This window comes from Cocleimonas flava (genome assembly GCF_004339015.1).
Classification (GTDB): domain Bacteria; phylum Pseudomonadota; class Gammaproteobacteria; order Thiotrichales; family Thiotrichaceae; genus Cocleimonas; species Cocleimonas flava.
Window position 1 is genome coordinate 1145616 of sequence record NZ_SMFQ01000003.1, and the last position, 14447, is coordinate 1160062.

At 40.9% G+C, this 14447-nt stretch carries 13 protein-coding genes; 6 read left to right on the plus strand and 7 right to left on the minus strand.

Annotated elements, in window-relative coordinates; all coding sequences use genetic code 11:
- Positions 1–5: 5 nt before the first annotated feature.
- The 7 genes from EV695_RS11170 to EV695_RS11200 form a co-directional block, all read right to left on the minus strand.
- Positions 6–2618, minus strand: coding sequence for a TRAP transporter permease (locus EV695_RS11170; protein ID WP_131905996.1), 2613 nt, complete (start codon positions 2616–2618; stop codon positions 6–8).
- A 188-nt stretch (positions 2619–2806) separates the two neighbouring features.
- The gene (locus EV695_RS11175) at positions 2807–3787 is read right to left on the minus strand and encodes a TAXI family TRAP transporter solute-binding subunit (protein ID WP_131905997.1); all 981 of its coding nucleotides are present in this window, start codon (positions 3785–3787) and stop codon (positions 2807–2809) included.
- 345 nt (positions 3788–4132) lie between these two features.
- Positions 4133–4756 carry an esterase/lipase family protein gene (locus EV695_RS11180; RefSeq protein WP_131905998.1) on the minus strand — a complete coding sequence of 208 codons (624 nt, stop codon included), beginning with the start codon at positions 4754–4756 and terminating at the stop codon, positions 4133–4135.
- A gap of 76 nt (positions 4757–4832) precedes the next feature.
- Entirely contained in the window at positions 4833–5843 is a 1011-nt protein-coding gene (gene ygfZ, locus EV695_RS11185) for a CAF17-like 4Fe-4S cluster assembly/insertion protein YgfZ (protein ID WP_131905999.1), read from the minus strand.
- A gap of 111 nt (positions 5844–5954) precedes the next feature.
- Positions 5955–6824 carry a peptidylprolyl isomerase gene (locus tag EV695_RS11190; protein WP_131906000.1) on the minus strand — a complete coding sequence of 290 codons (870 nt, stop codon included), beginning with the start codon at positions 6822–6824 and terminating at the stop codon, positions 5955–5957.
- A 68-nt stretch (positions 6825–6892) separates the two neighbouring features.
- Complete coding sequence (locus EV695_RS11195; protein WP_131906001.1) at positions 6893–7192, minus strand: YciI family protein; 300 nt, start codon at positions 7190–7192, stop codon at positions 6893–6895.
- 120 nt (positions 7193–7312) lie between these two features.
- Positions 7313–7951, minus strand: coding sequence for a septation protein A (locus tag EV695_RS11200; protein WP_131906002.1), 639 nt, complete (start codon positions 7949–7951; stop codon positions 7313–7315).
- A 77-nt stretch (positions 7952–8028) separates the two neighbouring features.
- On the opposite strand from EV695_RS11200, the gene EV695_RS11205 reads away from it, so the two are divergent.
- The 6 genes from EV695_RS11205 to EV695_RS11230 all read left to right on the plus strand — a co-directional run bounded on the left by EV695_RS11205 (position 8029) and on the right by EV695_RS11230 (position 14415).
- Entirely contained in the window at positions 8029–8655 is a 627-nt protein-coding gene (locus EV695_RS11205; protein WP_131906003.1) for an L-threonylcarbamoyladenylate synthase, read from the plus strand.
- Between the two features lie 59 nt (positions 8656–8714).
- The gene (locus tag EV695_RS11210; RefSeq protein WP_207907051.1) at positions 8715–9365 is read left to right on the plus strand and encodes a site-2 protease family protein; all 651 of its coding nucleotides are present in this window, start codon (positions 8715–8717) and stop codon (positions 9363–9365) included.
- Between the two features lie 74 nt (positions 9366–9439).
- The gene (locus EV695_RS11215) at positions 9440–10657 is read left to right on the plus strand and encodes a tryptophan--tRNA ligase (RefSeq protein ID WP_131906004.1); all 1218 of its coding nucleotides are present in this window, start codon (positions 9440–9442) and stop codon (positions 10655–10657) included.
- Between the two features lie 24 nt (positions 10658–10681).
- Positions 10682–11512 carry a segregation and condensation protein A gene (locus tag EV695_RS11220; RefSeq protein ID WP_131906005.1) on the plus strand — a complete coding sequence of 277 codons (831 nt, stop codon included), beginning with the start codon at positions 10682–10684 and terminating at the stop codon, positions 11510–11512.
- Between the two features lie 88 nt (positions 11513–11600).
- The gene (scpB, locus tag EV695_RS11225) at positions 11601–12338 is read left to right on the plus strand and encodes an SMC-Scp complex subunit ScpB (protein ID WP_131906006.1); all 738 of its coding nucleotides are present in this window, start codon (positions 11601–11603) and stop codon (positions 12336–12338) included.
- A 175-nt stretch (positions 12339–12513) separates the two neighbouring features.
- On the plus strand, positions 12514–14415 hold the full coding sequence (locus EV695_RS11230) for a peptide-binding protein (RefSeq protein WP_131906007.1): 1902 nt from the start codon (positions 12514–12516) through the stop codon (positions 14413–14415).
- Positions 14416–14447: the final 32 nt, after the last annotated feature.

A 14447-nucleotide genomic window follows, 5' to 3' on the forward strand; every position in this document is an offset into this window, starting at 1 on the left:
ATCGATTATGCATTTTTCACCTGTAGGCCTTCTTCCTTGCGGATTCGTCCTTTTTGCGCAAACCAAACTACGGCTAATAATGCCATTGCAATTAAATAGAACCATTGTTTTGCTGGTCTGTCTGTATTCTCGATTTTAACACTGGCTATTTCCCAATCGAAATCTAGTTTTTGTTTTTCAGCCACGCCACCGAAAGCCAGATTATCAATGATCAACTTGCCTTCTTCTTCACGAAGCTCAAGGCCAGCAGCTTTAGCTAATCTTGCTTTACCATCACCATCAGCCTTTGTTCCGACTGGCAACATCACCACTTTATCAACCGCTTTGCCTTCAAGCGTTTCACCTTTAACCTGAAGACGTATTTGAGCATTGTCAGGTAATGCGTCTGTTACTTGGTAGATGGTGCTTGCTTCCACTTCATTAAGTGGCGGATAGATCTTATCCATGAAGAACCCTGGTCTGAACAACAAGAACGTCATAGCTACCAGCGCTATCGTTTCCCACCATTTATTTTTCGTCAGGAACCAACCCTGAGTTGCTGCGGCAAACAACAGCATTGCAATGGTGGCGGTCACCACCACCGTTAACAGATGAATTGGTCCTGTTATGCCTATCATCAAGAGTTCGGTATTGAAGATGAACATGAAAGGCAATATGCCGGTTCGAATGTCGTACATAAAACCTTGGATACCGGTTTTAATAGGATCACCACCCGAAATTGCCGCCGCCGCATAGGCGGCCAACCCCACGGGCGGGGTATCATCCGCCAGAATACCAAAGTAGAAAACGAATAGATGTACTGCGATTAATGGAACGATTAATCCTGATTGCGCACCTAAAGTAACAATCACTGGCGCCATCAACGATGAAACCACAATATAGTTTGCCGTAGTCGGTAAACCCATTCCTAATAATAAACTGATACCCGCCGTGAGCATCAGCATCACGATTAGGTTACCACCAGAAATAAACTCAACAACTTCTGCCAGTATCAGACCAACACCCGTTAGCGTTACTGCACCGATAATTAAACCAGCAGCTGCAGTTGCAATGCCGATACCAATCATATTGCGCGAACCGGCAACCATGCCTTCTTTAAAATCATTCCAGCCTTCAGCGATATGTTGAGCAGGGTTATGATCTTTTCGCATGATTCCTTTCAGATATTTATGCGTCAGCAAGACAAATATCATCGCCAAAGAAGCCCAGAATGCCGAAAGCGCAGGAGACAATCTTTCTACCGTTAATAACCAGATTAAGGTAACCACAGGAAGTAAGAAATAAAGACCAGATTTAACGATAGGTCCTGGCTCAGGTAGTTCATCAATCTGATCGCTACGTCCTAAATCTGGGTATTTCACAGCAATTTTTAATAGGAAAAAATAAGCAACACAGAATAAAACACCAGTTATCCAAGGTGTTGCATCCCCTGCAACATCTTTTAACCAACCTAGACCGTAATGCATGCCCATAGATAGCAACATGATGCCGATAACAACAGTCATAAAGGTAAATAGGCTTTGAATAAACGTCTTCTTTACCTTTCTAGGTAATCCAACTAATCCTGCTTTACACGCTTCTAAGTGAACAATATAAACCAAAGCAATATAAGCGATAATTGCTGGTAAAAAGGCGTGTTTGATAACTTCGATATAGGAGATACCAACAAACTCAATCATCAAGAAGGCTGCAGCACCCATAACTGGTGGAGTTAACTGACCGTTAGTGGATGACGCCACTTCTACCGCTCCGGCTTTTTCAGAAGAAAAACCAACGCGTTTCATTAGTGGAATGGTAAAGGTACCAGTTGTTACAACATTGGCGATTGAAGAACCAGAAACCAGACCTGTTAATGCAGAAGAAACAACGGCAGCTTTTGCTGGACCACCCTTAAGGTGTCCCATTAAAGTGAATGCAACCCAGATAAAGTAATTACCTGCACCGGCCTTTTCTAATAAAGAACCAAATAGTACAAACAAGAAAACCATACTGGTTGAAACACCCAAGGCAACACCGAATACACCTTCTTGTGTGATCCAGAGATGGCTCATAGCACGAGAGAACGACGCTCCCTTCCAAGACATCACATCAGGGCCAAGGTGCCCAAAGAAGACATAAGCGAGGAAGACCATAGCGATGATCATTAGTGGTGGACCAAGCGCGCGTCTAGCGGCTTCCAGCACTAGCACTACGCCTATTCCGGAAACGACCAGGTCTAATGTAGTTGGTAAGCCTGCTCTGTCTGCTAACTCTCTAGCAAACATCCATAAGTAGAGCGTGACCACAATCGCAATGATTCCCATAATCCAGTCCTGGATAGGGATACGATCTCGCGGCGAGGATTTTAGGGCAGGATATGCCAGAAAACCTAAAAACATGGCAAAGGCTAAATGAACCGAACGTGTCGCCGTGTTATTTAAAACAGGAATTATGTCCGAAAACATGTACATAAAAGGTGACGCGATCCAAAGCTGAAAAACAGCCCAGGCAAAAGCCACCCAAAACATAAACTTGCCAACACCACCTACCGGGTTTCTTGCACCAGTATCGGTTTCGGCAATCATCTCCTCTAATTTTGCTTCATCTATCTCAAAATTATCAGCCTTTGTTTCAGCCATACTTACTCCTTATAAATTTCCGCTAATATTTTTCCTTTCTATTTACTCTTTTGCTTACTTTTCTGCTTTTAGGTTGTCTAAAAAAGCTAAATAGAAAAATAAATAGAAAGAAAAACGATTCCAGATGTTTTCAATTATTGATGACACAAAAAAAGCGAGGCTAAGCCTCGCTTTTTTTGTTAGCTGATTTATTTTATCAAACCAGCTTCTTTGTAGTACTTCATTGCGCCATCATGTAATGGAGCAGAAAGTGCCGCAGAAACCATTTCCGATTTCTTTAGGTTTTTAAATGCAGGGTGTAACTTTTTGAAGTCATCAAAGTTCTCGAAAACTGCTTTAACTACTTCGTAGATAACGTTTTCAGGTACTTTTGCAGAACTTACGAATGTTGCACCAACACCCATAGTTTTTGCTGCTGTGTCGTTACCTGTGTACATTCCAGCAGGAACTGAAGCATATCTGTAGTAAGAATTTTCTTTTACAAGCTTATCTACTGCAGGACCATGAATGTTTGCAATTTTTGCATCACACGTTGTCGTTGTTTCTTTGATCAAACCAGCTGGATGACCAACCAGGATGAAGTAAGCATCAATCTTGTTATCACATAATGCCTGACCCATTTCAGAAGACTTAAGCTCTGCAGCAAGTTTTAAATCTGAACGTTTAATGCCGTATGCGTCTGCAATAACGTCATAAGTCGCAACCGTACCTGAACCAGGCTGGCCAACGTTTACTCGCTTACCTTTAAGGTCAGCAAATTCCTTGATACCTGAATCAGCACGAACAACAAGTGTCGCTGGCTCAGCATGTACCGAGAATACTGCACGTAAGTCTTCAAATTTACCTGCATCTTTGAACTTAGATGTGCCGTTGTATGCGTGATACTGCCAGTCAGACTGTGCAACACCCATTTCTAGCTCACCTTCACGGATTGCATTGATATTAAAAACAGAACCACCAGTAGACTCAACAGAACAACGAATGCCTGTTTTCTTACGGTTCTTATTTACTAAACGACAAATTGCACCACCTGTTGGGTAATAAACGCCTGTTACTCCACCTGTACCAATAGATACAAAAGTTTGTTCTGCTGCCATTGTTGATGATGACAGCGTTGCTCCAAGTAACAATCCTGCTGTAGCTAGTGCAGTAGTTAAGTGTTTTTTCATAATTATGAATTCTCCAAGTGATGTTAAATAATTTCTATTTGTTTAAAAAAGTTAACTAGGTCCGTAAATTGTAATTTTCTTTCCTAAACCATATATAGAAGAACAATCTTATACATGCAAGGATAAATGACATAAAAATGAGATTCGCTGATGAAACAGTCAAAAAACGGTGTAGAAAACAATTTCTCTTTGATAAATAAGTATTTAGCAATCAGTAATAGGAAAAACACACCCCCCTACTTTGAGGTACTTTTTTATAGTACTTAAGAGATAGAAAGAGTGCAAAAAAGACAACTGATCACCTCTTTTTGAGAGTTAATTACCGGGTTTAGTTTTGACAGAAAACTAGGTGAAATCAGCAGTATTTAAAAAGCGACTAGTTAGCTCTGCAACTTCTTTAGAAAATAACAGTGCCGTGTGAGATTTATCGACCAAGATGTGTGCTTTTTGTTTTGGATGATGGGTTTCTTCGACGAGCACAGTGCCGTCACTTTCTTCAGGTAATCCACCGGTCAAAAACCCCAGACCTAGACTTTTTGTACCAGCGATCATTCCCCAGTCCCGATCAGTTTTCCATTCTGGCACATCTACACCCGATAACGCACTAGGCATACTCTTCGCCAATAAAGGGGAAATGACTGGCCAATCCTGCACTTTTTGAGCCATCCAACTGCCATTTACGGGAGAACCGAGCATAACGATTCGGCCTTCTGGTATATCATCCGTTTGATCAAACAGATGCATCAAAACAACGCCACCCAAACTATGCCCGACCAAATGCAGATCTGGCAGATTCAGCTTGGTTATTTTGTCGTGAATGACTTTTGCATTTTGCTCTGGGGTTTTAAGAACCGATTGGTAATAGACATAATGCACATTGAAACCCAGCTTCTCTAGCTGTGTTCCCAGATAACGCATCTCTAGAGGGTTCATCAAGATGCCGTGAATGAGAAGAACGTTTGGTTTCAATGTAACCTTTTATGTATCTAATTAATCTTATAAATTTACTTATCTAGCCATTTTCTAGCGCTAAGTGTTAAACCTTTTATTCATCTTCTACAGCATAAGGAAGGTCTAAAAAGTGTACGCTAGCTTCTTGATTACCAACAGAAACAGTTAACGCTTTTGTTGCTTCAGCTATCTTTAGAATAACCAGCGCTTCAGCCTTGCCTTCGGGGCTTATCACTGAGGTTAACACTTTTCCAGCTTCGGTATCTTTTTCACTTTTAACTGCCGAGCCTACTGCTAACGCCGATGCTGTATCGGCAACAATATGATACATACGACGTTTGGTTTTACCCAGATAATTCAAACGAGCAACTACTTCCTGCCCCGGGTAACAACCTTTTTTAAAGTCTACACCGCCGATATGAATATAATTCACCATTTGCGGAATCCAGGCCTCAGTACTCTCCGCTGATATCATGGGGATACCCGCTTGTATGTTGAGATAATCCCAATGTGTGCTCGGTGCAACGACGGCATCGTAATTAAGTTTTTGCCAGAGACTTTTGCAGTCTTCTACTTCACCAAAAATATCAAAACGAGTATTCGCTCCAGCGATAGCTAATACGCTTAAAGAACCTGACTGAATTGATTCGGTAGGTGCTTTTGGCAAATCACCCAGAATATTATTCAATTCTGTATCGGCACCCTGCCCTGAATAACTGAAATGCACTAAAGAATCTGAAACATCATCAATAGTCACTTTTGACATCATTACATACATACGTAATTTTTTTATTACGTGTTCAAGAAGATCAGCAGACAAATCCAACAAGAAACTATCACCGCGCTTAAACACCCGAAAATTAGCGATAATGCGACCTTTTGGAGAACACCAGGCGCTTTCCTGATGTGTCGTTTCATTCACATTACGAATATCATTGGTTAACTGGTTTTGTAGAAAAGTTTCAGCATCCTCACCTGATACTTCCAGTAAACCTCTACCTGAAAGATCCGCTAAAACTTTAGTGTCAGAGGAATAGCTAGAGTTCTTACTGTCATCAGATAAGGCATCGTGTTCAGTTAAAAATGTTTTCCAATTTGGGTTCATAGCTAGAAAAACCTATTATTTAATATCGTGAATGTAAAATAAAAAAACCCAGAGTTTGAAGAATCACACTCTGGGTTTTAATTGTAGCATCTGTAGGAAAAAGACTGAGTTTTAGTCTTTCTTCTCTTCAGCTTTTTCTTCTGTTTTTGCTTCAGCTTTCTCTACTTCTGGAAGCGTTAGCTTGATATCTGCATCTTTTTTCAAGTTTTCCATATATGCCAACATCTGCTTCTGTGAAATAACTCGAGTTAACTGAGGCTTTAATGACTCAAGTGTTGGTAGTTTTGCATCACGACTGTCTTCTAGTTTAATTACGTGATAGCCGAACTGTGTTTTAACAGGCTCTTTTGATACATCGCCTTTAGACATTTCTTTTACTGCATTTGCGAAAGCAGGAACCATTGTCTGTGCTTTAAACCAACCTAAAGAACCACCGTTTGAGCCTGAAGGACCGGTTGATTTCTCTTTAGCAACTTTAGCAAAATCAGCACCATCAGCGACTTCTTTAATTACTGCTTTAGCTTCATCTTCTGTTTTAACTAAAATATGACGTGCGTTAAACTCTTTGCTTGCTAGTTTGGTAACACGCTCATCGTAGGCAGCTTTGATATCTTCGTCTTTGATATCAAAAGATTCTACTTTCTCTTTTGTCCAGGTTTTTAGCAAGATGTTACGCGTGAAATCACTGATTGCTTTTTTCGTTTCAGGACGCTCTAAAATATCTGTTTTCTTTGCTTCTTGAAGTGCAATTTCAGTAGCTACTAAATCGTTAACGGCAGCTTCCTGATCACCTTTACCTGATTTCTTGAGGATTTCCATGTAACCGTCAAGTGTGCTCTTCATGATTTTATCGCCGTTTACCGTAGCGATAACAACATCAGTTTCTGCTTTTTCATCAGCGTGTAAAGTAAACATGCCTGCCATTGAAATCGACAGTCCAAGTATTGATGTTGCAAGTAATGATTTTTTCATAGTTAACATTTTATCTAATTGTCCTTTCCGTAAAATTATTCTAATTTATTTATATGTTCCCGACTATTCGGGTCGCCCTATGGCAAAACCTTCTTAAATGGTTTCACCGTAACTTTTTGATAAACGCCAGCTCCAATATAAGGATCTGCATCAGCCCAAGCTTGCGCAAGTTCTAATGTGTCGAATTCTGCAACAATGAGACTACCAGTGAAACCGTTAGTTCCGGGATCCTCACTATCGATTGCAGGGTGCGGCCCTGCTAACACTAATTTACCCTGATCTTTTAAATCATTTAAGCGAGCAATATGCTCCGCTCTCACAGATAAACGCTTTTCCAAGCTATTTTCTACATCTTCCGAAATTACAGCATATAACATCTGCTTCTCTCCTTCATTTATTATGCATTACTATTTTATTAATTTTTGGTAATACTCTTGTACCTAATATTCTGTGCTTTTGATGCAGACGACTAGAACAGAGTAAATTCAAATCAGTGTTTATATCTTGTCTTTAGATGCTTCTTCATCGGGCTCATTTTCCGCATGTTTCGCCAGGTAAACACCTTGCGCAATCATAAAAACAAACGTCATCCCCAGAACACCAAACATTTTAAAATCGACCCAGATGTCTTCACTAAAGTTGTAGGCGACATAAATATTCACAAAGCCTACCAGAGCAAAAAACACTCCCCAACTCAGATTAACACGCTTCCATATTTTTTTGGGAACATCAATCGCATTAAACATCATTCGTTCTATCAGCGACTTACTGCCGATGAATTGACTGCCTATAATAACCAATGCAAACACCCAATTGAAGATACTTACTTTCCATTTGATAAACAATGGGTCTTTAAAAGCCAGAGTCAAGGTTCCAAAAGCAATCAATATGCCTAAGGAAATCAAATGCATTTTTTCTAATTTTTTGAATACAACTCTATGCACAATATTCTGAACAATCGTTGCCAGAATTATCAACACGGTCGCGAAGTAAATTGCATCTTTGGGTTCATCAGGACTAATTGATACGAAGGGAAGCTGGTTTGCCATTTCTATCCATTGCGGAGGCATATCACCAAAGAATTTATATCCAATAAAAAACAAAACTACTGGAAAAAAATCAATCAAAAACTTCATTGTTATTATATATCCCTGAGCAACTACTGATGTAGAATAGCGTATTTTAACCTGTTACTGGTTTGCTTAGAAGTTATATGAGTCAATATTTCGAAATACACCCAGATAATCCACAAAGTCGTTTAATTAAACAATCTGTAGAGATTATCAATAAGGGCGGTGTAATCATTTACCCAACCGATTCAAGCTACGCAATCGGTTGTCATTTGGGCGACAAAAAAGCGATGGATCGAATCCGTATGATTCGACAGCTCGATAAAGACCATGACTTTACACTGGTCTGTAGAGATCTATCAGAAATATCACACTATGCAGTGGTCGATAATCTGAATTATCGTCTGATGAAATCACTCACGCCGGGGCCCTATACGTTTATTTTGCCGGCCACTCGTGAAGTGCCGAAGCGGTTACTCAATCCTAAACGTAAAACAATCGGAATTCGTGTACCAGACAACGCCGTATGCTCTGCTTTGCTTGAAGAGTTAGACCAGCCAATTATGTCGAGCACACTGAGTTTACCCAATGACGAATACCCATTAAACGACCCTTATCAGATCAGATTAAAACTGGAAAACATGGTTGATCTGATCATAGATGGGGGTTACAGCGGGCACGAAGAAACTACGGTGGTTAGCCTCACCGAAGATAAACCTGTCATTATACGTCAAGGCTTAGGTAGTGCAGACTGGCTTCAACAGCACTAATTTTATAGCTATCAACACCTTACAACACAAACAATAAAACACAGTAGAACTTAAAATACATGAATATAGATAGCATTATCTACAATATTGCCGTTTGGTCTTTACCGGTATTATTTGCCATTACCTTACATGAAGTTGCTCACGGTTGGATGGCAAGCAAACTAGGCGATAACACGGCAAAAATGTTGGGGCGTTTAACCGTAAACCCATTCAAACATATAGATCCAATCGGAACCGTTGTGGTTCCATTAGCCATGGTTTTGTTACAAACCGGTTTTGTATTCGGCTGGGCAAAGCCTGTACCGGTAAACATGAGAAACCTGAATTCACCCAGAAAAGATATGGCGATCGTTGCTGCTGCCGGCCCAATATCTAATTTAATCATGGCTGTTTTCTGGGTGTTTATTTTCAAGCTAGGTGCATCCGTTATTACTGACCCTAATATTTCCGAAGGGGTAAAGGCAATGGGTCAGGCCGGCATCATTATAAACCTGATTTTATTCATTTTTAATTTACTCCCTATTCCACCATTAGATGGAAGTAAAGTGCTTTCAGGCATCGTCCCTCCTTCGGTTTCTGATATGATGGACAAAATTGAACCATACGGTTTATTTATCGTTATCGGGCTGCTTTATTTTGGCGTACTAAATGCCATTATTTCACCTGTATTAGCGTTCTTTTTACAAACAATAGGTTCGCTTTTCTTTTAACGACTTAATCATTATTTACTTTTTGACATACATATAACTCTTTGAAATACATATAAGTAAAACGCTTCTAATTTATGAATACACAAATTCCACAAAATCAACGTGTCGTATCTGGCATGCGTCCCACAGGCAAACTTCACCTAGGCCATTATCATGGCGTATTGAAAAACTGGGTTGAAATGCAATTAAACTACGAGTGCTTTTTCTTCGTAGCGGATTGGCACGCACTTACCACACACTACGATGACCCAAGTGGCACACCACAACATGTTGAAGATATGGTGATTGATTGGTTGGCAGCAGGCATTAGCCCGAGCTCTGCGACTATTTTCTTGCAGTCAGAAGTGCCTGAACATGCAGAATTACATCTATTGCTTTCAATGATTACACCATTGAGCTGGTTAGAGCGTGTTCCGACGTATAAAGATCAACAAGAGAAGTTACGCGAGAAAGATTTAGCAACCTACGGATTCCTTGGTTATCCCCTGCTTCAATCTGCAGATATATTGCTCTATAAAGCAGACATGGTTCCAGTAGGCGAAGATCAGGTTGCACATATAGAATTGACGCGCGAAGTAGCAAGACGCTTCAATCACATTTATGGTCGTGAGCCAGATTTTGAAGAAAAAGCAGAAGCTGCCATTCACAAAATTGGTAAAAAGAATTCAAAGCTATACCGTGATTTGCGCAAACGCTATCAGGAACAAGGCGACCTCGAAGCTTTGGACATTGGTCAGGCATTACTAGAAGCACAGCAGAATATATCTGTGGGCGATAAAGAACGCCTGTTTGGTTATCTGGAAGGCATGGGAAAAATCATCCTGCCAGAACCAGAAGCGAAACTCACTAAAGCATCCCGCATGCCGGGCTTAGACGGTCAGAAAATGTCTAAATCTTACGGCAATACAATCGGCTTACGCGAAGACCCTGATGTGCTGGATGAGAAAATCCGTAAGATGCCAACAGACCCTGCTCGTGCTCGTTTAACTGATCCGGGTAACCCTGAAAAGTGCCCAGTATTTGACCTACACAAAGTATACTCCGATGATTCACGACTACAGTGGGTTAACGAAGGGTGCCGAAACGCATCATTCGGTTGTTTGGATTGCAAAAAACCCTTAATCGAAGCGGTACAGGCAGAAATGCAACCCATTCGCGAAAGAGCACAAATTTTTGAGAATGACCGCACCGCAGTAAGAGCAATCATTCGCGAAGGTAGCGAAGCAGCGCGTGATGTGGCGCGTGAAACTTTGACTGATGTGGTTGAGGCAATGCGCTTTTCGCAACAGTAGTTTTCACCTTTTCAACGAGAATCAATGACCAACGAGACAGACACTAAGCACCACATACCGATACAAGGCGAACTACCGTTCGCCATTGTTCATGGTGAAGCTGTTTCTGCTCCACCTGAAGACCTCTATATTCCACCCGATGCCCTTGAGGTATTTCTGGAAACGTTCGAAGGACCACTGGATTTATTGCTGTATTTAATCCGTCGCCAAAATCTGGATATTCTGGATATCCCGATTGCTGAAATCACCTCCCAATACATGGATTATGTCGAGATGATGCGCAATATCAATCTCGATTTAGCGGCGGAATATCTGGTGATGGCAGCGATGCTGGCAGAAATTAAATCGCGCATGCTCTTGCCACGCCATGAAGAAGTCGAAGATGAAGAAGACCCGCGTGCCGAACTGGTTAAACGCCTTCAAGAATACGAACGCTTCAAACAGGCTGCTTCAGACATAGATGAATTACCACGCACGGGGCGTGAAAACTTCCCAACTTCTGTAGAAGTCATTCTTGATAATCAGGAAAAACCAGAACCCGAAGTAGACTTGCGTGAGATCCTGCTAGCCTTTCAAAACATACTTAAGCACGTCGATATGCAAAAGCACCATGAAATCGAACGCGAAGAAATATCAATACGTGAACGCATGACACACGTCCTGTCTAGGCTGGATGCTGATAATTTTATCGAATTCCAAAGCTTATTCACATTTAAAGAAGGACGCCTGGGGGTTGTAGTCACCTTGATGGCGGTACTGGAATTGCTAAAACTCAAAGTCATCGACATGGTGCAAGCCGAGGCATTTGCCCCCATCTATTTAAAACCTGTTTCCAGCACAGAAGAAATTATATAGATGATAAATAGCATTCAGAAAAAACTGCGTATAAGTGGGGGGGTGGCTTTTAACTCTTCTATTAAACGAGAAACATAACGAATTAGACATGCAAATAGAAAAACTACAAAACATTCTGGAAGCACTACTCATTAGTGCTGAAAAACCACTAAGCATCGATAAACTTTTAGGTTTTTTCCAAACAGAAGACCTGGTGAATCGAAATGATGTGAAACAAGCTTTAGCGTTAATTCAGGAAACCTTTGAAGCACGCGGGTTCGAATTAATAGAAACAGCGAGCGGCTTTCGCTTTCAAACAAAGTCAGAATATAAACAATGGGTTACGCAACATTGGGATGAAAAACCAGCACGGTATTCCAGAGCATTATTAGAAACGCTGGCATTGATCGTTTATCGCCAACCGATAACTCGTGCAGAAATTGAGGACATTCGCGGCGTTGCTGTTAGTTCGAATATTATCAAAACACTTCAGGAAAGAGACTGGATCAGAGTCGTTGGGCACAAAGAAGTACCTGGTCGACCTGCCCTGCTCGGTACAACTCGTCAATTCCTTGATTACTTTAATCTTAAGTCTCTGGATGAAATGCCGAGCTTGAGCGAAATTCAGGATATCGATAAACTTTACCCTGAGCTTGATCTGGGGCCTTTGCAAGATCTCACAGAAGGCGCTGCTGAACAGGAAAGGGAAGAAGAGGAAGACGAACATATTGAAGATAAGCCAATGGATATCTTTGATATTGACGAAATCGAGATTAACGAAAGCAGTATAGACAGCTTAAATGCAAAAATTAAAAGCGAAGCAGATCAAGAGCCAAATGATAATTAGCCGATAAAAAATACTCATTGGTTACGCAAGACTATTAAAGATTACGAAAAATTAATAAATATTTAAAGATTTAGAACGAGTAAATGATGAATACTTACACCATTGATTTTGCTCTAATAAACATGGCCATTTTGATGCCTACTTAAGACATCCACTTTAGACAGTTATAAAAAATATGAAAAAAACATCAAAAACTAAAGACATTGTATTATTCAGCTTTCTCACGTTAATCATCATTCTTATCATACTGGCCATGTACCAACGCGATCGCGAATGGACAAAGCTAACTGCGATGGAACGTTCACTCTCTGAACAATCTCGCGATGTCAGTAATCTACGTGGCTCGCTCAATGCTATGGAGAAAAAGTTAGAATCATTAAAAGTGCAATCACTCAGCACATCAGTCGCAAACTCAAACGAATCTTCAGAAAAAACGCCTGTAAGTGGGGGGGTGTCTTTAGCTTTTAAACGCGCCAAAGCAGCGACACAACAAGCTGATTATGCCCAAGGTGACTGGAGCGTTAACGCACTAGGCAGCAATATAAAAACCATTACTCCATTGGTTTCATCCGATGCCACCGCCAGTGATATTCAGGGATACGTACTGGAAGGATTAATTACACGAGATCCCGATACTTTAGAGTGGACAGGTCTTATCGCTAAAGACTGGAACATTAGTGACGATGGCCTAGTCATCACCTTCAATCTTAGAAATGATGTTTACTTTTCTGATGGTGAGCCATTAGATAGCTCTGATGTTGTGTTTAGTTTCAATTTCATAATGAATGAAAAAATTCAGGCACCACGTCACCGCGCCTATCTAGAAAAGATTAAAACAGTCACCACAGATGGACCATACAAAGTAACGTTCACATTTAAAGAGCCCTACTTCGAAGCGTTTAGTCTTGCGGGTAGCTTAGAGGTGATGCCAGAGCACTTCTACAAAGAATACTTAGAAAAACCAGAAGTATTTAATGAATCAAAAGGATTCTTGATCGGGTCTGGTCCGTATCAGTTAGCTGATCCAAAATCGTGGACACCAGAAAACGGCAATGTCGAATTAGTTCGAAACACCCGTTACTGGGGTGACGTTCAGCCTTCTTACGATAGAATTTTATGGCGCGTTATACAGAACGCTAGCGCACGATTAACCACCTACCGTAATGGCGACGTTGATACTTACAGTGCCAGACCGATCGAATACGAAAAGCTCAAAGAAGACAAACAAATAATGTCGAAGAGCCAGCAATTTGAATATATGCCGCCTGTTGTTGGTTATTCCTATATTGGCTGGAATCAGGAAAGAAAAGGAGAAGCGACCCTGTTTGCGGATAAGCGCGTTCGTCAGGCAATGACCTATTTAATCGATCGTGATCGTGTTAACAAAGACATCTTTTTAGGTTATGCAGAAACGGCAATTAGCCCTTTTAGCCCTCGCTCTAAACAGCACGACCCAAGTCTTAAACCACGCGAATACAATATCGAAAAAGGCAAAGCACTGCTTAAGGAAGCCGGCTTCGAAGACCGAGATAATAATGGCGTCTTAGAGAATGAAGAAGGAAAACCGTTTGAGTTTGAGCTTACCTACTTTCAAGGCAATGAAGATACTCAACGCATGATATTGCTACTTAAAGATATGTATGCAAAAGCTGGCGTTAAGCTCATCCCAACACCTCAAGAGTGGCCGGTAATGATTGAATTACTGGATAAGAAAGACTTTGAAGCCATCACTCTGGGTTGGACTAGCGGTTTAGAAACAGACATCTTCCAGATGTTTCATGGCTCACAGGCAAAAACTAACGGCGATAACTTTATTAATTACAAAAATCCTGAATTGGATAAGTTAATCGATGAAGCACGTAAAACCGTAGATTCTGATAAGCGCATGCCAATCTGGCAAAAAGCCGAAGCGGTGATGTATGAAGACCAGCCCTACTCGTTTTTATTCCGCAGGAAGACACTGGCGTTTGTTGATAAACGCATCAGTAATTTAAAGCTAACCAAGCTAGGCCTGAACAAAAGTCGATTACCTCTGGAAGTATATGTGCCTAAAAACATGCAAAAGTACACACAGTAAGCTCACTCATAATCGAATAAAACTGAATATAA

Bases quoted from the DNA above. Each gene is read 5' to 3' on its own strand.
- ygfZ (WP_131905999.1), bottom strand. From the start codon at position 5,843: ATGAACCCAAATTGGAAAACATTTTTAACTGAACACGATGCCTTATCT.
- EV695_RS11230 (WP_131906007.1), top strand. From the start codon at position 12,514: ATGAAAAAAACATCAAAAACTAAAGACATTGTATTATTCAGCTTTCTC.
- EV695_RS11205 (WP_131906003.1), top strand. From the start codon at position 8,029: ATGAGTCAATATTTCGAAATACACCCAGATAATCCACAAAGTCGTTTA.
- EV695_RS11200 (WP_131906002.1), bottom strand. From the start codon at position 7,951: ATGAAGTTTTTGATTGATTTTTTTCCAGTAGTTTTGTTTTTTATTGGA.
- EV695_RS11220 (WP_131906005.1), top strand. From the start codon at position 10,682: ATGACCAACGAGACAGACACTAAGCACCACATACCGATACAAGGCGAA.
- EV695_RS11170 (WP_131905996.1), bottom strand. From the start codon at position 2,618: ATGGCTGAAACAAAGGCTGATAATTTTGAGATAGATGAAGCAAAATTA.
- EV695_RS11210 (WP_207907051.1), top strand. From the start codon at position 8,715: ATGAATATAGATAGCATTATCTACAATATTGCCGTTTGGTCTTTACCG.
- EV695_RS11215 (WP_131906004.1), top strand. From the start codon at position 9,440: ATGAATACACAAATTCCACAAAATCAACGTGTCGTATCTGGCATGCGT.
- EV695_RS11175 (WP_131905997.1), bottom strand. From the start codon at position 3,787: ATGAAAAAACACTTAACTACTGCACTAGCTACAGCAGGATTGTTACTT.
- EV695_RS11190 (WP_131906000.1), bottom strand. From the start codon at position 6,824: ATGTTAACTATGAAAAAATCATTACTTGCAACATCAATACTTGGACTG.
- scpB (WP_131906006.1), top strand. From the start codon at position 11,601: ATGCAAATAGAAAAACTACAAAACATTCTGGAAGCACTACTCATTAGT.
- EV695_RS11195 (WP_131906001.1), bottom strand. From the start codon at position 7,192: ATGTTATATGCTGTAATTTCGGAAGATGTAGAAAATAGCTTGGAAAAG.